The sequence below is a fragment of the Metapseudomonas cellulosilytica genome (assembly GCF_049334135.1).
Classification (GTDB): domain Bacteria; phylum Pseudomonadota; class Gammaproteobacteria; order Pseudomonadales; family Pseudomonadaceae; genus Metapseudomonas.
Genome location: NZ_JBHZGN010000028.1, coordinates 63796 through 84383, shown reverse-complemented (window position 1 = coordinate 84383; position 20588 = coordinate 63796). Strand labels below are relative to the sequence as shown.

General features: G+C 62.8%; 16 protein-coding genes. 11 read left to right on the top strand and 5 right to left on the bottom strand.

The window, feature by feature from the left end; genetic code table 11:
- Positions 1 to 113 precede the first annotated feature (113 nt).
- The 5 genes from ACFW0H_RS26115 (at position 114) to ACFW0H_RS26095 (ending at position 6100) form a co-directional block, all read left to right on the top strand.
- Positions 114 to 647 (top strand): 2,4'-dihydroxyacetophenone dioxygenase family protein, encoded by a 534-nt coding sequence (locus ACFW0H_RS26115; protein WP_422916749.1) that lies wholly within the window; start codon positions 114 to 116, stop codon positions 645 to 647.
- Between the two features lie 44 nt (positions 648 to 691).
- A complete protein-coding gene (locus tag ACFW0H_RS26110) occupies positions 692 to 1963 on the top strand; it encodes an MFS transporter (RefSeq protein WP_422916748.1) in 1272 nt (423 codons plus the stop codon).
- Positions 1963 to 3021, top strand: a complete 1059-nt coding sequence (locus ACFW0H_RS26105; RefSeq protein ID WP_422916747.1) for a 2,3-butanediol dehydrogenase — start codon at positions 1963 to 1965, stop codon at positions 3019 to 3021. Before ACFW0H_RS26110 ends, ACFW0H_RS26105 begins: the two co-directional genes overlap by 1 nt.
- Positions 3022 to 3110: 89 nt before the next feature.
- Positions 3111 to 4412, top strand: a complete 1302-nt coding sequence (locus ACFW0H_RS26100) for a carbohydrate porin (RefSeq protein ID WP_422916746.1) — start codon at positions 3111 to 3113, stop codon at positions 4410 to 4412.
- Positions 4413 to 4432: 20 nt separating this feature from the next.
- A complete protein-coding gene (locus tag ACFW0H_RS26095; protein ID WP_422916745.1) occupies positions 4433 to 6100 on the top strand; it encodes a GMC family oxidoreductase in 1668 nt (555 codons plus the stop codon).
- A gap of 177 nt (positions 6101 to 6277) precedes the next feature.
- On the opposite strand, the gene ACFW0H_RS26090 is transcribed toward ACFW0H_RS26095, so the two are convergent.
- Positions 6278 to 9562 carry an SNF2-related protein gene (locus tag ACFW0H_RS26090; protein ID WP_422916744.1) on the bottom strand — a complete coding sequence of 1095 codons (3285 nt, stop codon included), beginning with the start codon at positions 9560 to 9562 and terminating at the stop codon, positions 6278 to 6280.
- Positions 9563 to 9838: 276 nt separating this feature from the next.
- Positions 9839 to 10687, bottom strand: a complete 849-nt coding sequence (locus tag ACFW0H_RS26085; RefSeq protein ID WP_422916743.1) for a helix-turn-helix transcriptional regulator — start codon at positions 10685 to 10687, stop codon at positions 9839 to 9841.
- Between the two features lie 163 nt (positions 10688 to 10850).
- Here ACFW0H_RS26085 and ACFW0H_RS26080 point away from each other — a divergent pair, with 163 nt between their 5' ends.
- Entirely contained in the window at positions 10851 to 12044 is a 1194-nt protein-coding gene (locus ACFW0H_RS26080; RefSeq protein ID WP_422916742.1) for an MFS transporter, read from the top strand.
- A gap of 389 nt (positions 12045 to 12433) precedes the next feature.
- Here ACFW0H_RS26080 and ACFW0H_RS26075 read toward each other — a convergent pair whose 3' ends face one another.
- Together ACFW0H_RS26075 and ACFW0H_RS26070 are read right to left on the bottom strand one after the other, a co-directional pair.
- Positions 12434 to 12664, bottom strand: coding sequence for a hypothetical protein (locus ACFW0H_RS26075; RefSeq protein ID WP_422916741.1), 231 nt, complete (start codon positions 12662 to 12664; stop codon positions 12434 to 12436).
- 444 nt (positions 12665 to 13108) lie between these two features.
- Complete coding sequence (locus ACFW0H_RS26070) at positions 13109 to 14122, bottom strand: AraC-like ligand-binding domain-containing protein (protein ID WP_422916740.1); 1014 nt, start codon at positions 14120 to 14122, stop codon at positions 13109 to 13111.
- 595 nt (positions 14123 to 14717) lie between these two features.
- On the opposite strand from ACFW0H_RS26070, the gene ACFW0H_RS26065 reads away from it, so the two are divergent.
- The 5 genes from ACFW0H_RS26065 (at position 14718) to ACFW0H_RS26045 (ending at position 19610) form a co-directional block, all read left to right on the top strand.
- The gene (locus ACFW0H_RS26065) at positions 14718 to 15530 is read left to right on the top strand and encodes a transporter (protein WP_422916739.1); all 813 of its coding nucleotides are present in this window, start codon (positions 14718 to 14720) and stop codon (positions 15528 to 15530) included.
- 98 nt (positions 15531 to 15628) lie between these two features.
- Entirely contained in the window at positions 15629 to 16669 is a 1041-nt protein-coding gene (locus ACFW0H_RS26060; RefSeq protein WP_422916738.1) for a phenylacetaldoxime dehydratase family protein, read from the top strand.
- 19 nt (positions 16670 to 16688) lie between these two features.
- Entirely contained in the window at positions 16689 to 17306 is a 618-nt protein-coding gene (nthA, locus tag ACFW0H_RS26055) for a nitrile hydratase subunit alpha (protein WP_422916737.1), read from the top strand.
- Positions 17307 to 17371: 65 nt separating this feature from the next.
- Positions 17372 to 18004: an SH3-like domain-containing protein gene (locus ACFW0H_RS26050; protein ID WP_422916736.1), complete on the top strand. Its 633-nt coding sequence runs from the start codon at positions 17372 to 17374 to the stop codon at positions 18002 to 18004.
- An 88-nt stretch (positions 18005 to 18092) separates the two neighbouring features.
- Positions 18093 to 19610, top strand: coding sequence for an amidase (locus tag ACFW0H_RS26045; protein WP_422916735.1), 1518 nt, complete (start codon positions 18093 to 18095; stop codon positions 19608 to 19610).
- A 79-nt stretch (positions 19611 to 19689) separates the two neighbouring features.
- On the opposite strand, the gene ACFW0H_RS26040 is transcribed toward ACFW0H_RS26045, so the two are convergent.
- Complete coding sequence (locus tag ACFW0H_RS26040) at positions 19690 to 20529, bottom strand: phytanoyl-CoA dioxygenase family protein (RefSeq protein ID WP_422916734.1); 840 nt, start codon at positions 20527 to 20529, stop codon at positions 19690 to 19692.
- Between the last annotated feature and the right edge of the window lie 59 nt (positions 20530 to 20588).

Sequence of the window (20588 nt, the reverse complement as noted above, 5' to 3'; positions counted from 1 at the left end):
AACCTCGATCGGGGCTGTCCGAAAAACCCAAACAACAGGTCCGTCCCGGTCAAACCCGCTGCCGCCGCCATCCCTAGAGTGGAGTCTCAGTCACAACAACAAGAGACTCCGACATGCCTGAACCTGCCCGCAGCGAATTCTGGAAGGACCTGCACCCCATCCCCGACTGCTTCAAGCCCGATGCCCAGCCCGAGGTATACCTGCCCGACGCGGCCTGTGAGGACCTGCGACTCTACGTGCCCTTCACCGAGACGGTGTCATCCCGGCCACTGTGGATTTCCCCCAGCGAGAACCGCTGGTGCGACATCCTCATGGCCCGCAATGCCGGCCTGGTGAATCGCCATTACCACCCCCACGAGGTGTTCGCTTACACGATTTCCGGAAAGTGGGGCTACCTCGAACATGACTGGACCGCCACCGCTGGCGACTTCGTCTATGAGACGCCGGGCGAAGGCCACACCCTGGTGGCCTACGAGCACGAGGAGCCAATGCGCGCCTTTTTCATCGTCAAGGGCCCGCTGATATGGCTCGACGAGCACGGCCAGCCGGACGGCTATTTCGATGTGCACGACTACATCGCCATGTGCCGCGAGCACTACGAAAAGATCGGCCTTGGCGCCGCTCATATCGACACCCTGTTCCGCTGACCTACACCCCGGGTGCCGGTCGCAGTGCTCGGGAGGAGAACGACATGGCGCACAACAATTCCAACGCCAGATACGAGAACGTCCTGCTTGGCGTGCTGTTCCTCACCTTCGGCTTCGTGTTCTTCGACCGCCTGGCGCTGTCCTTCCTGTTCCCCTTCATGGCCGACGAGCTGCAGCTCAGCAACAGCCACCTGGGCATGCTCTCCTCGGTACTGGCCCTGGCCTGGGCGGTATCCGGCGCCCTGGTGGGTGCCTGGTCGGACCGCACGGGCCGGCGCAAGCCGTTGTTGATAGTCGCGGTGATCCTCTTCTCGTTGTGCTCAGCCCTGTCCGGGCTGGTGGGTGGCTTCCTCAGCCTGCTGCTGTTCCGCGCTGTCATGGGGCTGGCCGAAGGGCCGATCCTGCCTCTCTCGCAGTCCCTGATGGTGGAAGCCTCCTCGCCCCACAGGCGCGGCCTGAACATGGGCCTGCTGCAGGGATCGGCCGCGGGCCTGCTCGGCGCGGTCGTCGGCCCGCCGGTGATGATTGCCCTGGCCGAAGCTTTCGGCTGGCGCCACGCCTTCGTCATTTCGCTGGTGCCCGGACTGGTGATCGCCTGGCTGATCTGGAGATATGTACGCCGCGATGAGCCGTCGCAGAAGGTGACCGTCCGCGATCCAGGGGCGAACGCAGTCAAAGGCAGCCGTCTGGCGCTGCTGAAAAGCCGCAATATCCTGCTTTGCACCCTGATCAGCTGCGCCTTCGTCAGCTGGTTCATCGTGCTGATTTCCTTCACCCCGACCTTCCTCGTCACCCAGCACGGCTACAGTCCCGCGAGCATGGCCGGGATCATGAGCTGCCTGGGGTTGGCCTGGGTGTTCTGGGGCTTCGCGGTGGCGGCAATCTCCGACCGTATCGGCCGCCGACCGACCCTGGTGCTGTTCTCCCTGGTCGCCGCCTGCTGCCCCCTGGCGTTGCTCTACGCGCCGACACCCACCAGCCTCGGCGCGCTGTTGCTGCTGACCTACACCGGGCTCGGCTGCTTCACCCTGTTCATGGCCACCATCCCGGCGGAGACGGTCCCCCGCGCCGTCATCGCCACCGCGCTGGGCATGATCATGGGCATCGGCGAACTGGTCGGTGGCTTCGTCGCCCCCACCATCGCCGGCTTCGCCGCCGACCGCTATGGCCTCTCCATCGTCATGTGGATGTCCTGCGGCGGTGCACTGCTGGCAGCCTTCCTCTCGCTCTTCCTCCAGGAAACCTCACCTGCCGTGCTCGCCCGCAAGGCCGGTCGGGCCGCGTCCACTGGCACTCGACTGCAAGGAAACTCCTGATGAAAGCTCTACGTTGGTATGGCGCCCGAGACCTGCGTCTGACCGAACTGGAAGCGACTGCCCCCAAGTCCGGCGAAGTGGAGGTCCGTGTGGCCTATTGCGGCATCTGCGGCAGTGACCTGCACGAGTACCAGAGCGGGCCACACTCGATCCCGACCCACGAAGCCCACCCGATTTCCGGTTGCCGCGCCCCGCTCACCCTCGGCCACGAATTCAGCGGCGTGGTCAGCATGCTGGGCAAAGGCGTGGAAGACTTCGAGGTCGGCGACCGGGTAGCTGTGGAACCCATCTACCGTTGCGGCACCTGCCGCTATTGCCGGGATGGCCAGTACAACCTCTGCACCACCATGGGCTTTATCGGCCTGATGGGTGACGGCGGCTTCGCCGAGCGGGCCCGGGTGCCGGCCTACATGCTGCACCGCCTGCCGGACTCGGTAAGCCTGCGCCAGGCTGCCCTGCTGGAGCCTGCTGCCGTGGCCCAGCACGCGCTGCGCCAAAGCAGCCTCAAGCCAGGCGACAGCTGCGCAGTGTTCGGCCTGGGCCCCATCGGGCTACTGCTGATCATGCTCGGGCGGTTGCGCGGCATCGAGCGGATCACCGCAGTGGACATCGCCCCCGAACGCTTGCGCCTGGCCCACGAGTTCGGCGCCAGCCAGGTGCTGGATGCCCGCGAAGTCGACATCACACAACACCTGCAAGCACAAGGCGGTATCGACTGTGCCTTCGAGGCCGCCGGCAACCAAGCCAGCCTGGAGGCAGCGCTGCACGGTCTTCGCAAAGGCGGCGAAGCAGTGCTGGTAGGGCTGATGGGCGAAGCGCGCTTAGACGCCTTCCACCTGGTCAATAACGAACTGCGCCTGATCAGCAGTGTTGGCTATCGCGACGTCTACCCCGAGCTGATCGAACTGTTGGCCAGCGGCAAGCTCGACCTCGGTCGCGCGATCACCCGCTGCGTGCCGCTGGAACAGGCCGTCAGCGAAGGCTTCGAGGCGCTGCTGGGGGACAAGGCGCAGATCAAGGTACTGGTCAATCCCGCCCCTGACCTCGCCCAGGCCTGAACCAGCCACACACCGCTGCCGGAGCCTCCCGCCCCGGAACGGCCTCCTGCTGCCCGCAATCACTACAACAACAAGAAAGGACGCTCACCATGATCCGCAAACACCCACTGACCACCCTCCTCCTGGGCCTGGTCCTATTGCCGCTGCCAGGCATCGCTAAAGAGTCGCCCGGCCCTCTTGCGGAGCTTGGCGCGCAAATTGCCGAACACGGGATCAAGACCCACGCCACCTTTCTCAGCCTGGCATTGAAGAACCTCGACACCGGTCCACGCCCGCACAGCTTCGGGAATAGCGGCGACCTCTTCCTCGGCGCAGACCTCGACCTGGAGAAAATGTCCGGCCTCGAAGGCACGTCCCTGCATATCGAGGAAACCCTGTTCATCCTCGACCGCAACACGGGGCAGCCCACGTCACGCGCCTGGCAAGGCGCCGTCGGCAGCTACTTTGGTGGCGCGCCGATCCACAACGACATCGGCGCCAGCCAGCTGAGCCTGCTGACCTGGCAACAACAATGGCTCGATGGCCGCCTGGACACGCACCTGGGGCGCACCAACGCCCGTCGCTACTTCCTCATCTACAACTGCGAGAGCCAGTTCACCTGCAATGACCCGGTGATCGACGCCTCCACCGGCGTCCTGCCGCCGCCCTATGGCACCTGGGGCGGCTACTTCAAGTACGGCCTGACGCCCACCACCTACCTACACGCCGGCGCCTTCGAATCAAACCCCGTGGACTACCTGAAAAAACGCCACGGCCTCGACTTCAGCACGACCGACGCCAGCGGCACCAGCTTGCTCTTCGGTGTGGGCCGGCGCGAAGACCGCGAACAGAATCCGTACAGCTCCCACTACGAACTCAACGGCTACCACAACACCGCACGGCAGACCGACCCGGTAACAGGTACCAGCGAGCACGGCACCAGCGGTGCCTTCTTCAAGTTCCAGCAGACCCTCTGGCGCGCCGACCAGGGCCGGGTTGACGCCCCACAAGCCGCGCAACTCTTCGGCTCGCTCTCGGCGGTCGCCGACGACAAGCAGCCCTTTCGCCACTTCGCCGAAGCCGGCATCACATTCTTCGCCCCCTTCGACCGTCCCCGCGACAAGCTCAATCTCAAGGCCAGCCATCTGCGCCTCAACCCCCACCAGCTGGAGTTCCAGCGCCAGAGACGCATCGCCGCCGGCGGCGACCCACGCCTGGGCGACCGCGATGTGTATGCGCTGGAAACCAACACTCACTTCACCCTCACCCAACACCTCTCCCTGGAACCCAGCGTCCAGTACGTCTTCAACCCGGACAACTACTACAACCCAGGCGCCACCGCGATCAGCGGCGACGGCTTCGTAGTCGGGCTGCAGGTGACCCTGGACGTCGGATCGCTGCTGGGCCTCTAGAGACTACAAGGAGCCAATCCATGACCACTCGCCCTCAGCGCTTCGACTACATCATCGTCGGCGCCGGTTCGGCCGGCTGCGTGCTGGCCAATCGGCTGTCCGCCGATCCGGACATCTCCGTCTGCCTGATCGAGGCCGGCCCCAACGACCGAAATCTGTTCCCCGGCAGCTACATCCGCACCCCGGCCGGCATCATCCGCCTGATCGCCAACCCGAAATGGAACTGGATGCATCGCTTCAGCCGCGCCCCAGGTAGCGGCGAACCAGATATCCCCTGCCCACGCGGCCGGGTCTGGGGCGGCTCCAGCGCCATCAACGGCATGATCTACATCCGTGGCAGCCACCATGACTACGACCACTGGGCCGCCCTGGGCAACCGGGGCTGGAGTTATGAGGATGTGCTGCCCTACTTCCGCCGCTCCGAGCACTTCGAGCCTGGCGAGTCGCCCTGGCACGGCCGAGGCGGTGAACTGAACGTCGCCGAACTGCGCAGCCCGAGCCCAGTCAACTCGGTGTTCTACCAGGCCGCCGATGAACTGGGCTGGCGCTACAACGAGGACTTCAATGGCACCGAACAGGAAGGCATCGGCCCCTTTCACGTCACCCAGATAAATGGCGAACGCTGCAGCGCCGCGCGGGCCTTCCTCCACCCAATTCTCGACCGGCCCAACCTCTGCATACTGAGTTCCACCCTGACCTACCGCGTACTGCTGGAAGGCAAGCGTGCGGTGGGCGTGGAAGTCAGCCAGGACGGCGAGGTGCTGCGCCTGCAAGCAGAGCGCGAAGTGATCCTCAGCGCAGGCAGCATCAACTCCCCGCAGTTGCTGATGCTCTCCGGCATAGGCCCGGCCGACGAACTGGCCCGTCACGGTATCGCCCCGCAGCACGACCTGCCCGGCGTCGGCCAGAATCTGCAGGACCACCAGGACGTGGTGCTGATGTACCGAAGCGAAGCCAGCCTTGGTTACGGCCTCTCCCCTAAGGGCCTCTGGCCGCTGGCCCGCTCGCCCTGGCAATACCTCTTCGGCCGGCGCGGCCCGCTGACCTCCAACACAGTGGAAGCCGGCGGCTTTCTGCGCCTGGAGCAAGACGCCCCCGCCCCGGAACTCGGCCTGATCATCGCCCCCGCCTTGAAGAACCAGCCCCAACGACTGATTCCCTTTGGCCACGGCGTCAGCCTGCACGTGGCGGTGATGCACCCGCAGAGCCGTGGTGAAATCCGCCTCAACTCACCGGACCCGCGCGACAAGCCGCAACTCCACCCCAACTTCCTCAGCCACCCGGAAGATTTGCGCAAATTGGTGGAAGGCGTGCGCCTGATCCGCCGCCTGGCCAGCACCGCCGCGTTCCGCCGCCACCTGAGAGGCGAACTGATACCCGGAGCGCAAGTGAACAACCAGACGCAGATCGAACAATGGATTCGCCACAACCTCGGTACCGTCTACCATCCGGTGGGCACCTGCAGAATGGGCCACGACCCGCTTGCGGTGGTGGATGACCAGCTAAGGGTTCACGGCATCGATGGGCTGCGAGTGGCTGATGCCTCAATCATGCCGACGCTGATCACCGGCAACACCAATGCGCCGGCGATGATGATTGGGGAGAAGGCCAGTGACATGATTCTTGAACAGACGCCTGGTCGCACCAACGGCGCAAAAGAAACAAGGAAGGCAATGGATTCGGCGTAACCGGCTGATGAGCCGATTAGCCGGCATAATCGGCTCACCACATGAGCCGAATAAGTGGGTTATTCGGCTCACCACTCGCTGAGACGCCCATGCAAGACGTGTTCTGAAGGTTGGCGCAGTACCCGTTACCAGATCGATTGGTAAGGCGAAAACAACCGCTAACGTCTCAATCGAAAGCTAAGCGATCTCTCGGTCGCCAGCAAAGCGGTTATCCGCTGTAGCTGTCACAGGCCCATAGCCAAAAATGCAGGCGACGATCCGTTCTTCCCATCGCCTACGCAAATCAATTCCGGCAATCCGATCGAACAACCTGCTAGCCGTAATTGGCTTGGTCTTCAGACTCGTCTGCAGGTCCCGCAGACGCATCACACCGGCCTTTCGTCCGCGTCGCTGCAGGAGCTCCGCCCAATACGGCCGCACCAGGTCCAGCCAGCAATCAGCCAACTGCCCCCAGTCAGGGCATTCGTGCAAACGAATTCCTTGTAAAAGATCAAACAACGCCTTGGCCTGGTCCGCCTCATCAACGCTGGTAATCCATTCGCGATCGCGCATCCAAAGGGACAAGGCCCAGCTCATTTGTTCCAGCGCACGCTGCTTGCGCTTAGGCAGCAACAATTTCTCCATCTCGGTCAGGCGGACCAGAAATTGCTCGAGTGCGTCCATGGCTCGCCTCGTCGGAGGCAGGCTTTGCACTCCGTCCACCAGCCTCGATCTCAGTTGGCGTGCAATGTCGCCCAGATTGGTCAAAGGCCTTGAATCCTGATCAGCCAACAGAATCCACCGAGGCGCCCTCGACCTTTCGCCGGCCAGACACAGGAATATCCATGGCTCGTTTGCCTGCACGAGACTCACACGAGACAGAACCTTGGCTTGCTCTGCCCGATAGGTCCGATACACCTCGGCCCCGACAAGAGCTGTCTGCCCCTCGATCAGTTCCCTCACCGGTGTGAAGGCATCTTCGATCCCATCCCAGGAACGATGCTCCCGCTCACGTAACTCCTGATCCATGGCCTCTGCCGTGATCACATTCGGCTCCGTTACACCACGCATTTCCTCGGGCAACTGGAGATTGCCCCCGATCAACGTGTCGACTTCTTCCACCCTGGCCACGAAACGCTCGTCCGACTTCAGCGCAAATGCCGGCGCATCCTTGGGCCACCAGCACTCAATCTGCTCATGAGGGCTGTCCATGCGGTCAATGCGCCCTACGCGCTGCTCGGCAAAGCGCACCACGCTTGGCATGTCCAGGTGCACCAAGGTGGATGCCCGCTGGAGGTTTACCCCCTCCGACAGGGCATCGCTGCAGAGCGCGATAAGACGCCCTCCCCCGCTTTCCGGATCAAGGCGTTTCTGTAACTTCTCGTTACTTTTCCTGTCCCCACCGACGCCCAACATCACCTCTACGCCCAACGCATGGGCCGGCTCCTTCAGCAGGTGCCTGAGGTAACGCAGGGTCAGGGGATAATGGTCAAAGGCGATGACCTGATCATGGCGACCAACCAGTCCAAGCAGGTGCTGCACCTTACGCATCTCACGGCCCGAACCAAGCTTTGCCAGACGCTTCAGAATAAGTTGATAGATCGCGATTTCGCCCTCGCAGGCGCGGCGGTGTGCGTCTGGATCGCCAAGCCACGCAGGCAACTCGATGCCCAATCGATTTTCGGGAACGCGCCCCATCAACTGCTCAATGCGCTGTTGCATGTTGCCCGTGGCATCGTCTGCAGAACTCTCAATCCTGCCCAACAAGCCCATCTGTTCCAGGGCGGCTCGCTCACCGAGAATATGCCGATACAGTGCAAGTCGAGAGGAACGCAGACTCGCCATCACATGGTGCGCAGCCAACGAACTGGCAGAGTGCAGCCTCATCTGAAGGTAGCTATGGGAGGTCAAGCCGTGGCTGGCCAGACTCTCCGGCAAGATCAGCGGCTTCTCGAAATGACCGATTCCCTTCAGATTGCGCGCCAACACGCGAATCTGCTCCGCCAACACCTGGTCCTGCTCCGACTCACCCAGGTCGTATGTCAGCGAGACATGCGTGGGATACCGACACACGTGTCCATTCGGCAAGCGATAAGCCTCCGGCTCCCGCTCAACCATGGCATTCAGCTGAGCCTTGGTACGCCGCAATGTGAAACTGGCGATTGCGGCCTGCAGAGCAGCCAAGTCCCCGGGATGAACATCAGAAAGTGCAGTGCTGCCACGACTCAGCCGCTCGAAGACACCCAGCACCTCATCCTCGAAATTGTCCGCTCCCAGTATGTCGATCAGCCTGAGCAGATCCGCGCAAGAGCGATTGATCGGCGTTGCCGTGAACAGCAGGATCTGGTCGGCGAGGTTGTGCAACAGGTGCCGCGTCCGCTTGGAGTTCTGGCTGAGGAAGTTGTGCGCCTCATCAACCGCAAGTGATTGAGCCGAGGCAAGTTGCATTGCAAGCGCGGTGTCCTCCCGCCCTTCCAGCCGGCTCAGCAATCCCTGGGAAGCAATTGCGAGATTGAAGCCGCACTTCGCGACCTCTTTTCCCCAGTTGCCACTTACCAACGGCGGGCAGACCATGAGCATGGAGCTCTTGTGCGCCCTGGCAGATGACCAATTGCGGTCATGCACGGCACGCAGCAGGTGCGCCCCCATTCGTGTCTTGCCAGAACCCGTAGCATCCGCCACCAGTACCCCACCGACGGTGTCCAGCAGATAGAGTGCCTGGCCGATCCCCTGTTGCTGGGACGGCCACAGACTGACGGGCTGGAATCCAACCAGCGATTGCAGATAGCGGGAAGCCCAATCGCTTTCCAGCAGTTCCGCACAAGCTCTCGCCAACGCCTCCTGCCATGTCACGAATTTCAGCAGCTGGTCCAGCAATGCCAGTAACTGGTCACTGGCATCTTCACCCAGGTTCCAGAAGTACTCAGCCAAGCGCCAGGTTTCGTCAAAGCGCACTTTCTCCTTCGTGGTAAAGCGCGCGTTCGCCTCATGCTGATAACACAGCCCCGGCTCAGTGAAGTTGCTCGAACCTAGGCAAACAGCCTCCTCGCTGCAGTACAGCTTGGCGTGCAGCCGATAGCGGCCGGTGGAATAGCGCACCTTCACGTGCCCACCGCGAATCAGCTCAATGCAATGGATGATCTGACCACTAAGCGACAATGAGATACCGCGCTTGAGCCAGTACTCCCGAACTTCAGCCGAGAAGTCGTAACGCTTAAGACTGAGTCCGCTTCGCCTGGCCGCGCCCGGCTCAGAGCCCAGGATCAAGCGCAGAGGCTTCGCGGTTGCGCCGCGCCGACTGATGAGCGAGACAATTTGATCCAGGCCGCTGTAACCAGTGATGACCAACGCATCGCCAGGCTGGCACAAGTCTCCCATCAAGACGGAGAAGACCTTGCGCGACGATAGATTGATCGGCATCCGCGCCTGACGCGGCAGCTCGGTGCTGCTAAGTATCACGTCGTCGAAGAGCGATCCCTGCATGCCGATCAACCTCCATCTACAAGACTCGGCGATAGCCCCTCAACATAAGCAGCGCGGTCCTGCCCTCTCACCTGTGTAAGCTTGATCCTGACGCAAGATGCACAACACCACAAAGAACGAGAGCGGCTCAGTGATCCATCCTAGTCGCTTGCCTTATTTGCTGCCGGCGGCAAGCTTCCTGCCCAGTGATGTAGCCATCGGCGCTCTCTCATTCAGACCAAAATGGGACACCCTTTAGCCGACATGGCGTCAAGATCCAAAGCGCACTCCTTACGCTTATTCAGACTCTCGCTGCAACCATTGCTCGAACAGCCAGCTTTCAGGCTTCCCCTCTTGCGCTGCGTAATAGACCAGCCGCAGGTGGCGATCCTCGTCGATGGTCAGAGTGGTGTGTTCGAACACCAGGTCTCCGACCTCTTCAAGGTGAAAATGGCGAATGCCTTGGCATGGACCATGGATGTCCTGTTGCTGCCACCATCCATTGAAATCGGGATCAATCCTTTCGAGGTCTCTCACTAGCGCTGCAATGTTCGGGTCCTGGGTAGCCCGCACGAAATCCCGCCTGAAGCTCGACAGAATCTGCCGCGCCTGCTCTTCCCAGGGGGCGAACAGAGTACGCATGACCGGGTCAGCGAACAGCATCCAGAGCAGGTTGCGCCGCTCCCCCGGTTGCGCGGAGAAGCCAAATAGTCGGTCCGCCGCGTTGTTCCAGGCCAGAACATCCCAACGCAGATTCAGCACGTAGGCCGGGCGCATTGGCAAATCCGCCAAAAGCCGATATACGAGCGCCGGGACGATGCACCAGGTCTTGCCGGGCTCACGCGGCAGACGCTGATGAGCAAGGAGAAACAGGTGCCTGCGCTCGGTGGCATCCAGCTTGAGTGCACGCGACAGATTGTCGAGGAAGGTTGCCGATACGCTGATATCCCGCCCTTGCTCCAGCCAGGTGTACCAGGACAGGCCAACGCCAGCCAATGCCGCCACTTCCTCGCGACGCAGCCCAGGCGTACGTCGGCGACTGCCTGCGGGCAATCCAACCTCTTCGGGCGTAATGCGCTCCCGACGACTTCGCAGGAACTCGGCCAACTCCATCCTCGTGCGTTCGAGAGGGCGCGAAGCACTCATCCGATTACCTCCAGTAACAGCATAAGTAATCAAATTGTACCCCCCATAAATTCGCAGAAGAATGGCTGTACCTGGCTAACCGAGCCTCGAACGCCGTTCCCAAATCGGTTGTAACCCTGGCTCGGGGCCGCATCCCCATGCGAATCCACCGGAGAGCACGAACATGCATCCCCACACCCCATCCTCCATCTACCTGATCGCCCTGGGTGCCTTTGCCCTGGGCATGGCGTCGTATGTCACCGCTGGGCTGATTCCGATGATCGAAGCCGCATTCTCCGTGCCCGTTGCGGTGGCCGCTCAACTGGTCACCGCATTCACCCTCGCTTATGGAATTGGCTCGCCCATCTTCGTCGCCCTGCTGCCTGTAAATAACCAGCGCAGGGGTATGCTATTGGCTCTGGCCTTGTTCGTAATCGCCAACGCAGCGAGTGCGCTCACCGAGAGCTTTACGCCCCTCCTGACCTGGAGGGCAGTCGCCGGCATAGGCGCCGGTGTCTACCTTGCCATGGGTATTGGAGCATCGGCCGCAATGTGTAGCCCTGATCATCGCGGCAAGGCCATCGCGATCATTATGGGCGGTATGGCCAGTGGTGTTGTGCTGGGTGTGCCGCTCAGTCTGCTGATTGCCGGACAACTCGGCTGGCAAGCGGCCTTATGGCTTGTAACCGCACTGGGCGTGATTGCTCTAGTCGGTCTGCTACTGAAGCTGCCCGCGCTTCCAGCCGCAGCCACCACTTCACTGAGACAGAAACTGGCAATCCTGGCGGACGGCCATGTAGTCGCGATTCTCCTCGTGTCGCTGCTGGCCGCCATCGCCAGCCTGGGCATGTACACCTTCATCGCACCATTGCTCGCGACTGCCGATGGCGTTCGCTCCGTAACACCCTTCCTGTGGGTTTGGGGCATCGGCGGCGTGCTGGGAAGCTTCCTCATCGGCCCGCTAGTTGACCGAATCAAAGGCCCGAGACTGACTTTCGCCATCATGCTGACTCTTGCCGGGTCACTCTTCGCGCTGCCGTTTTCCGCTGCAATCAGTAAGTGGCTGGTCATGCTGCCCATCGCCCTGTGGGGAGCGGTTGGCTGGGCTCTTCAAGTGCCGCAGAACAACGAACTGATAGTGGCTCGCCAAGCGCAAGGGGATGAAAACCTTGCCATCGCTTTGAACGAATCGGCCCTCTACCTGGGCAGTGCCATCGGCGCCGCGGCCGGCGGATTCATGCTGTTTCTGCAGCTTCCCATCTGGTCTCTGGTCGTTGCAGCGGGAGCAGTGGCTGCCCTAGGCGCCCTGCTGCAGATCGTCAACCTACGGCGCCTGTCGAGATGGAATGACCAATCCGAAGTGGAGCCCAATTGCTGAGGGTTGCCCGGATCAACGCCGGCACCGCCTACCCGATCTAGCCGGAGTACAGCCTACCCGACCACGCGCAGCAGCAGCGCTTGAGTCTGCTGCTGGGCACACCGACTCAGCCACGACTGGCAGCGGAGGTCGAAGCCGCCCGGGAGCAACGATGCATCACCCCGGCGGCGTTCGGGCAGGCTCGTGAGCAAGCCCTGTAGCATGGAATGGAGACTTCTCCTGCCTGGTGGCAACGCCTGGACCAGCTAGCCGAAGCGGCACTGGTGGAGAACGCCGAGCGCTCGCACAGCGGTGCCGGCGAGCGCTGACAGCGCTTGGGAGTGACGTGAAGGTGACGATCAGATAGCCGCGAGACTTCGCGGCGATTCGAACGAGCATCAAGCCGGCGGTCAGGCTCTCACGATGCCGGTAACGGTGATGCCGTAATTGCGTAGCAACAGTACCGCCGGCTCGTTGCTGAGCCTGTCCTGGCGGTCACCGAATTCACCTTTTTTCAGATTGCCGTGAGCCCATTGCAGCAAATGCCGCACCACCTCCTCCATGCTCGGCTTGTGATCGGCCTTCATGTCCAGCGCGTTGGTGTTGTTGTTCTTGCAGTAGTGGATGGTCCAAGTAGCCATACTGATCTCCACTGACAATTGATCCTGAATGTCTTGAAGCGGGAAAAACCAGTCGATAGCCAATCACCGGCCGTCCCACATTGGCCAGAACGGCTTTCGAACTCCCGCGCCTTTCATGATCTCGCTGTCGCGAGCCTCATATTTTCAGTGGACCCGCCGAACCTGCTTTCCATTCCAACTTTTTCAGCTTGGTGCCAACGCAAACTACGGCTCGAGTTGTTTGACTAGAGCGATGGAGCTGATCAGGGAGGGTGCGCCGCGCGCACCAAGGGTTGAGCGAGGCGCAGGGGCCTATCCCGCGATCGGTGCGCATGGCGCACCCTACGGTGGGGCAACAAGTGCAGGAGTTTCGCCCAGCCTGAATCCTGGTTCATCAACGGCGGCGAATCCGCCGGCAAGCCGCGAACGGGGACGCCTACCCACCCACATTGTGCAGAGCACTCACTAGGACAGCTGCGCTTGCCCCTGCCGCCAATCCCTCGGGGAATGGCCGTAGTGGTCGCGAAATACCCGGCTGAAGTGCGACAGGTCGTTGAAGCCCCAGCGGAATGCGATATCGGAAATGCGCAGCGCGGCGTTGGCCGGGTTCAACAGGTCGGCGCCGCAGCGCTCCAATCGGCGGCGCAGGGTGTAGCGCATCAGCGACGCCCCCTCCTGCTCGAAGAGCTTGTTGATGTAACGCGCGGAGAGCCCAGTGCCTTGTGCGACTCGCTGGGCATTGAGCATGGGGTCGCCGAGATTGTCATTGATGAAGACCTTCACCCGCATCAAGGCCAGCGCCCGGGAACGGCAGTGCTCAGGGTCGAGCGGTTGCAGGTTGCCCAGCGTCAGGGCGATCAGGTGGGTGGCCGTATCGGATAGCTTGGCCATTTCGGCGGGCGTGAACTGGCCGATCTGAGCGGTCATGCTTTCCAGGAAGGTGCGCATCACCCGTCCCACCGGGTTATCCGTGGAGACCCGAGTCGCGGTGCGACTTTCCATCCCCACGACGAGCTGATTCAGGCTGGACCTCGGCACACTCACGATGATCTGCCGCCAATCATCGGAAAAATTCAGGTAGTGCGGCCGCGTGGCGTCGTAGATCGAAAACTCCCCGGGCCGGATCAGCGCCCTGTTGCCGTCCTGCTCCAGGCATTCGGAGCCTTCCAGCATCAGCACGGCGAAATACTTGTCCTCGTCCCGGCTTCTTGGCTGCAGGTAGCGACGATTGACTGCCTGCGCCGCTGCGCTCACGTCACTGACCCGCAACGACTCGCATTTCTGAGACCTGACCTTGCCAAAGAACTCGGGATTCGGAATGGCACCGATTTCAACGTCTGCAAACAAGCGCAGGATCATCTCCCGCCAGAAATCCACCCTATCGCTGAAGGCATTGCTCTCGGTCGCGACATCGATGTTTTCACTGGACCAGTTGGTTGCGGACGACTGGATGGAACGGGCCTTCGATACAGCCGCCATCGAGCGTTCCCAGGATTGAATTCCCACTTGCCTAACACCCCGTTTTCTTGGACTTGTCTCAGGATGAATACATAAGCCACAACCCTGTGGAACCGGCTCTCCGCCGGAGGCAGAACGAGCAGCGCCTTGCCCGAAACTCCCGTGGCAAGCATAGATCAGCCCCCCTCCCGAGCGGCCGCCCGGCGCCGAGCGGCGGCCGCGCCGCACAAGGCGTTACGTCGGACTTCCAGCGCCTTGTAGTCCTTCTTACATGAGGTTCCACCGCCTTTCCATGGCCCGAAAAGCAAAGGACCGTCTCAGAAAATTTTTTGTTCCTGCCCAGCAAAGAACCCGATCCGGCCCAGCGTCATCCTTGAGCCAGCGCCGCAAGGCAGTGGCTTAAGCCCCGAGCATCCGCACGTGCCGGCCTCTTTGGTCATTGCCATCCGTCGTCGCTATCTCGCCAGCCAGGCTGGCGAAAAGTCTGGAACAACAGCCCCGTTGAAGGGCGATCCAACAAAGGCGAAGGGCAATGAAAACAACAAGAACCAGGCTCCATGAACTGACGAAGTCCGCACTGTTTGGCCTGACGGTAATAGGGATATCGTTTTCCACCATGGCCGCAGAAGTCGCACCGGGCGACTACGAGCAGTATCCAGTCGGCGCGACCATCGGTGCGCTGTACTACCAGCACGCGACCACCGACTCCATGCGTTACCACGGTCGCAAGGCAAGTTCGGATTTCAACCTAACATCCGATATCGGCATCCTCCGGTTGCTGCATGTCTACCAGCTGAGCGAATCGGTCACCATCGACCCGCAGTTCCTGCTGCCCTTCGGCACGGTTTCAGGGAGCGGCAACGCCTCCGCCCTCGGCGATGCCAGCGGCGTAGGCGACCTGATCCTGACAGCGCCGGTGAAGATTCTGCTGAACAGCGCGCGGGACACCCTCAGCGCCAACGCCTACCTCTACGTTCCCAGCGGCGATTACGACAAGGATGACCCGCTCAACCTGGGGGAGAACCGCTGGAAGGTGGATTTCCAGGCCGCCTACATCAAGCACTTCCTCGACAAATGGGCGATAGACCTGGTGGGCGATGCCATCTGGTATGGCGATAACGACGACTACGGGCCCAACTCGGCAGTCCTCGAACAGAAGACCTCCTACGGCGCCCAGGCCATGCTGCGCTACATGCCCGACCCCACGACCACCTTCGCCGTCGGTGTCGGCCACCTCTGGGGTGGAGAAACGCGAGTCGATGGCGTCGACAACGATGACGCCAGCCGCACGACCAACTTCCGCCTCACCGCCACCAAGTTCTTCACCGCGCAGGACCAGCTGCAGATCCAGCTGGGCCGGGACCTCTCGGTGGAAAACGGCCCCCGGGAGGACTTCCGCCTGAATCTTCGCTACGCCCGGGTGTTCTGACCCGCCCGCTTCCAACGACCCAAAACGCTGCTGCACCCGCCTGCCTGCTTCCCGGCAAGCGGGGTGTCGAGTGGCACCAACAAGAAAGAGAGGACTGTATGGAATCCGCAATCGACAAGCACCTGATGTGCCCCCGCTCGCGCCAGCGGCGCATCGACGACAGCTATACCCCACCCTACCCGGCCTGGGTCGCCCGCGCCGATGCGTCGGTCAAGCAGGTGGTGATGGGCTATTTCGGCGTCCAGTCCAAGGGCGAAGGCTACCTGGGGGCCGCCTGCACGGCGCTCCGACAGATCATCCAGAGCTTCGCCCTCGACGATGGGCCCGGCCATCACGACCTGGCCCACTACGTCGACGCTGCGGGCTACGACAACATGGTGGCGATCGCCTATTGGGACGACCCCGCCGCCTTTGGCCGCTGGGAAAACAGCAGCGCAGTATCCCGCTGGTGGGGCTCCGACGAGCTCGGCCGGGACGGCCTGGGCTACTTCCGCGAGATCCTCGCGCCAGCCGTCGAACGCTTCGAAACCCTGTACACCTTGCCCCAGGCGGTGGAGGGCGTTGGCGTGCTGATGGGCAGCCTCAGTGACGAGATCCAGGAGCACGGTTACTGGGGGTCGATGCGTGACCGCTTTCCCCTCTCCCAGACCGACGCCATGACGCCTGCCGGTGAGCTGGAGGTCGCTGCGCAACCCCATCGCCTGGTGGTCCAGGGGCACGAGAACCTGGTGGTGATCCGCTCGGGGCAGGACTGGAGCGAAACCGAGGGCAAGGAACGCGACCTGTACCTGAACCAGATGGAACCGGTGCTGCGCGCGGGCATGGATTTCCTCCGCGACGACGGCCTGCCGGTGGGTTGCTACAGCAACCGCTACATGCGGCACATCGATGCCAGCGGGCAACCCCAGGAGAAGAGCTTCTCGGTCAGCCACTGGCGTTCGCTGGCGCACCTGGAGCGCTGGTCCGAATCCCATCCGACCCACATCGAGATCTTCGGCACCTTCATGAAGATGGTCCAGGCGCTCCAGGCCGAGCTCAAATGGAAGGGCTACCACGAGGTGAGCGCGCTGCGCGCCGAAGACCAGCGTTACGAATACATCAATTGCCACGCCGACACCGGCCTGCTGCGCCAGCCCTGACGGCGCGAGGAGAACGAGCATGAACAACGATTCGAGCAAACCGGCGGCTTCGGCATCCGACCGCGCCTTTGCGCTGAACCAGGCCCTCGAAGAGCGCGGACTGATTCCCGAGGGCTACGTCGAAACCTTCACCGAAGTAATGGAGAACGACTTCGATCCGGCCAACGGCGCACGCGTCGTGGCCAGGGCCTGGGTCGACCCGGAGTTCCACGCGCTGCTGCTGCGAGACGGGACGGCCGCTTGCGACCTGTTCGGCTACACCGGGGTACAGGGCGAGTACATAGTCGCCCTGGAGAACACGCCGACCTTGCAGAACGTCATCGTCTGCACTCTCTGCTCCTGCACCGCCTGGCCCGTCCTGGGCCTGCCGCCGGATTGGTACAAGAGCTTCGAATACCGCGCCCGGGTGGTGCGGGAGTCCCGCACGGTACTCAGGGAGATGGGCCTGGACCTGCCCCCGGAGGTCGAGATCCGCGTCTGGGACACCACGGCGGAAACCCGCTACATGGTCCTGCCCTTCCGCCCGGCGGGTACCGAGGGTTGGACGGAGGAGCAGCTCGCCTCGATCGTGACCAAGGACGTGCTGATCGGCATCGCGCGCCCTGAAGTGCAGCCTTCGAGCCAGCCGCCCCGATGACCCTGCGCGCTCCCGTGCAAGGTCATCGACCGATGTGGTCCTCAATCAGAAGCGAGTAACGAAAAATGGATGGCATACATGATCTGGGCGGTGTCCAGGGGTTTGGCCGGGTTGCCCACCGCGCCAATTCGCTGAGCTACAAACCGGTGTTCCACGAGCCGTGGGAGCACCTGGGATACAGCCTGTTGTTCCTCGGCGCGGCCGAGCTCGGGCTGTTCAACGTGGACGAACTGCGGCATGCGATCGAACGGATGGAGCCTCGGCAATACCTGGCCTCCAGCTACTACGACCGGATCATGGTCGGCGTCGCGTCGCTCTTCGTCGAAAAAGGCGCGATCACCGGGCAGCGCCTGGAGGAGCTCGCAGGTGGCGGCTATCCCCTCGCCCTTCCGCTGGGCCCCGGGCGCGAAGCCGATGCACCGAAAGCGCCCTTCAACGTCGGCGACCGCGTACGGGTGAAGGACGAATTCGTCTCCGGCCATATCCGCATGCCCGGCTATGTGCGCGGCAAGTGCGGGGTGGTGCTGCACCGCACCACCCATGAGTGGCCGTTTCCCGACGCCGTCGGCCACGGCATGCCGTCCGCGCCCGAACCCACCTACCACGTCCAGTTCACCACGCAGGAGTTGTGGGGCGATGCCGCAGACGCAGGAACGGTGGTCGTCGACCTGTTCGGCGGCTACCTGCTGAACGCCTGACCCGATAGCGCAGCGGCGGGGCCCAACGTGCCCCGCCCTTGGGACCACTGCTGCCTCGAGCACCCCTGACTTCCTTGAGGACATCTCCATGTCTGTTCGTCGCCCCAGCAACACCCAGTTGGCTGAAATCGCCAGCTCCCTCGGGATGAACCTGTCCCCCGAACGCCTGGATCGGTACCAGGCCGTACTGCAGGCCAATTTCGATGCCTACGACCTGCTCGATGCCCAGGCCGATTACCTTCCGGCCGCCCCCGATGCGCGGGAAAGCGGCTACACGCCCACGCCCGAAGAGAATCGCCTCGGCGCCTGGCAGTGCAAGACACGCATCCAGGGCAGGCCAGGCGGCGTCCTGGCCGGGAAGACCGTAGCCATCAAGGACAACATCGCGGTGGCCGGCCTGCCCATGCTCAACGGCTCCATCACCCTGGATGGTTATCGCCCCGAGGTGGACGCCACCGTGGTGAGTCGTCTGCTCGATGCCGGCGCTACCATTGCCGGCAAGGCGGTCTGCGAAGCCCTGTGCTTCTCCGGCGGCTCGCATACCGCTGCCAGCGGACCGGTGCACAACCCCCGCCGTCCCGGCTACTCCGCAGGCGGCTCGTCCTCCGGCAGCGCGGCGCTGGTTGCCGCGGGCGAGGTGGACCTGGCGCTGGGCAGCGACCAGGGCGGCTCGGTACGCATCCCCTCGGCCTTCTGTGGCGTGTATGGCATGAAGCCCACCCACGGACTGGTGCCCTATACCGGTGCCATGCCCATCGAAAGCACGCTCGACCACCTTGGCCCGATTACCGCCAACGTGCGCGACAACGCCCTGATGCTCGAAGTGGTCGCCGGCGCCGACGGGCTGGACCCGCGCCAGTTGTCCGCGGCGACGGCCGCGCCCTACTCCGCCACCCTCTCCCTCGGCATCGCAGGCGTGAAGATCGGCGTGGTCCGCGAAGGCTTCGGCCATGCCAACTCCGAGCTCGACGTCGACCGGGAGGTACGCCAGGCCTGTGAGGTGTTCAGCGCCCAGGGCGCCGTGGTGGAAGAGGTATCCATCCCGCTGCATACGCTGGGGCCGAGCATCTGGCTCGCCATCGCCGCCGAGGGCGCCACGCAGCAGATGATGAAAGGCAACAGCCATGGCTTCAATTGGCGCGGCCTGTACCTCAGCGGCATGATCGAGCACCACGCGCGCTGGCGGGAGCGGGCCGATGACCTGCCCGACACCGTCAAGACCACCATGATTCTCGGCGAGTATTTCAGCCGCCAGTATCAGGGCCGCTACTACGGCAAGGCGCAGAATCTCGGTCGGCAACTGCGCCATGCCTATGACGAAGCGCTCGCCCGCTACGATCTGCTGCTGATGCCCACGCTCCCGATCAAGGCGACCAGGCTGCCGGCCGCCGATGCGCCACTGGAGGATTACCTGGGGCGCGCCTTCGAGATGCTGGGCAACACCTGCGGTTTCGACGTGTCCGGGCATCCGGCCATGTCGATTCCCTGCGCCATCAGCGACGGCCTGCCAATTGGCTTGCAACTGGTAGGCAAGCATTTTGGCGAAGGTGATATCTACCGTGCGGCCTACGCCTTCGAACAAAACACCGACTGGAAGACTCGTTGAGCCGCGAGTTGGCGATGCCGGATGGGACGCAAGCAGGGAGGCTGGGTATTACCACCCGGCCTCCTCACCCGAGCAGCCACTACCGCGCAGTCGTCTCCTTGGGCCACAGCACCGGGAACAATGGATGCTCCAGAGGTGCGCCGTCAGGCAACTGGTCGATCAGCCCCGGAAACTCCGGCGACGTCTTCCAGGCCCGTGGCGCGTGGCGCATGTCCTCGCCGAGGAAGCGCAATGAAAAAGCTCGTCGCCTCCGATTTCCGCCTACACCACCGGAACCATGCAAGGTCAGCATGTGGAAGAACACCGCGTCGCCCGGCTCCAGCTCCCAGCCAAGGATGCTCCAGCGCGAGCGATCCGCTTCGATATCCGGCAGGTCGGCGAGGCTTCCTTCGGGGAACCAGCGCGCCTGGTTGTCGAGGAAAGTCCGCGGCATCAGCCAGGGCCCCAGGTGGGAGCCCGCGACGAACTCCAGCGTCGACTCCCGCGCCACGGGATCGACCGGCATCCACATGCTGCAATTCTGCCGGCCTTCCACGTTGTAGTAAGGCTGGTCCTGGTGCCACGGCGTGCGCTGGCGGGTGTTGGGCTCCTTGACCAGCAGGTGGTCGTGGTAGAGGCGCGCCGTGGCACAGCGCATCAGCTGCGCCGCCACCGAGCCCACCCTGCTCTCGAAGATGAAACGGCGGTATTCCTCGAATTCCGTCCAGTTGCAGAAGTCCTCGAAGAACCAGCCCGGGTCGTCCGGGCCACTGGCTACCTTGGCCCGCTCGCTGGGGGACGCGAGGTTGCGTTCGATGCCCCGCTCCAGCAACGTCACCTCATCGGCCGTGAACAACTGTCGAACGCATACCGCACCATCGCGCTGGAAATCCTCGATGAGTGAATGCGGGAGTTCGAATTCAAAGCTGTGCTGCGTCATGCAACCACTCCTCTCTTCCTGGAAGTAACCACAGTTAAAGCATGCCCCGGGCCAAGGCC

What these genes read in the sequence shown, in the direction of transcription:
- ACFW0H_RS26085 (WP_422916743.1), bottom strand. Translation starts at nt 10,687, where the DNA reads ATGAGTGCTTCGCGCCCTCTCGAACGCACGAGGATGGAGTTGGCCGAG.
- ACFW0H_RS26060 (WP_422916738.1), top strand. Translation starts at nt 15,629, where the DNA reads ATGGAATCCGCAATCGACAAGCACCTGATGTGCCCCCGCTCGCGCCAG.
- ACFW0H_RS26115 (WP_422916749.1), top strand. Translation starts at nt 114, where the DNA reads ATGCCTGAACCTGCCCGCAGCGAATTCTGGAAGGACCTGCACCCCATC.
- ACFW0H_RS26075 (WP_422916741.1), bottom strand. Translation starts at nt 12,664, where the DNA reads ATGGCTACTTGGACCATCCACTACTGCAAGAACAACAACACCAACGCG.
- ACFW0H_RS26065 (WP_422916739.1), top strand. Translation starts at nt 14,718, where the DNA reads ATGGCCGCAGAAGTCGCACCGGGCGACTACGAGCAGTATCCAGTCGGC.
- ACFW0H_RS26095 (WP_422916745.1), top strand. Translation starts at nt 4,433, where the DNA reads ATGACCACTCGCCCTCAGCGCTTCGACTACATCATCGTCGGCGCCGGT.
- ACFW0H_RS26070 (WP_422916740.1), bottom strand. Translation starts at nt 14,122, where the DNA reads ATGGCGGCTGTATCGAAGGCCCGTTCCATCCAGTCGTCCGCAACCAAC.
- ACFW0H_RS26110 (WP_422916748.1), top strand. Translation starts at nt 692, where the DNA reads ATGGCGCACAACAATTCCAACGCCAGATACGAGAACGTCCTGCTTGGC.
- ACFW0H_RS26105 (WP_422916747.1), top strand. Translation starts at nt 1,963, where the DNA reads ATGAAAGCTCTACGTTGGTATGGCGCCCGAGACCTGCGTCTGACCGAA.
- nthA (WP_422916737.1), top strand. Translation starts at nt 16,689, where the DNA reads ATGAACAACGATTCGAGCAAACCGGCGGCTTCGGCATCCGACCGCGCC.
- ACFW0H_RS26045 (WP_422916735.1), top strand. Translation starts at nt 18,093, where the DNA reads ATGTCTGTTCGTCGCCCCAGCAACACCCAGTTGGCTGAAATCGCCAGC.
- ACFW0H_RS26040 (WP_422916734.1), bottom strand. Translation starts at nt 20,529, where the DNA reads ATGACGCAGCACAGCTTTGAATTCGAACTCCCGCATTCACTCATCGAG.
- ACFW0H_RS26050 (WP_422916736.1), top strand. Translation starts at nt 17,372, where the DNA reads ATGGATGGCATACATGATCTGGGCGGTGTCCAGGGGTTTGGCCGGGTT.
- ACFW0H_RS26080 (WP_422916742.1), top strand. Translation starts at nt 10,851, where the DNA reads ATGCATCCCCACACCCCATCCTCCATCTACCTGATCGCCCTGGGTGCC.
- ACFW0H_RS26100 (WP_422916746.1), top strand. Translation starts at nt 3,111, where the DNA reads ATGATCCGCAAACACCCACTGACCACCCTCCTCCTGGGCCTGGTCCTA.
- ACFW0H_RS26090 (WP_422916744.1), bottom strand. Translation starts at nt 9,562, where the DNA reads ATGCAGGGATCGCTCTTCGACGACGTGATACTTAGCAGCACCGAGCTG.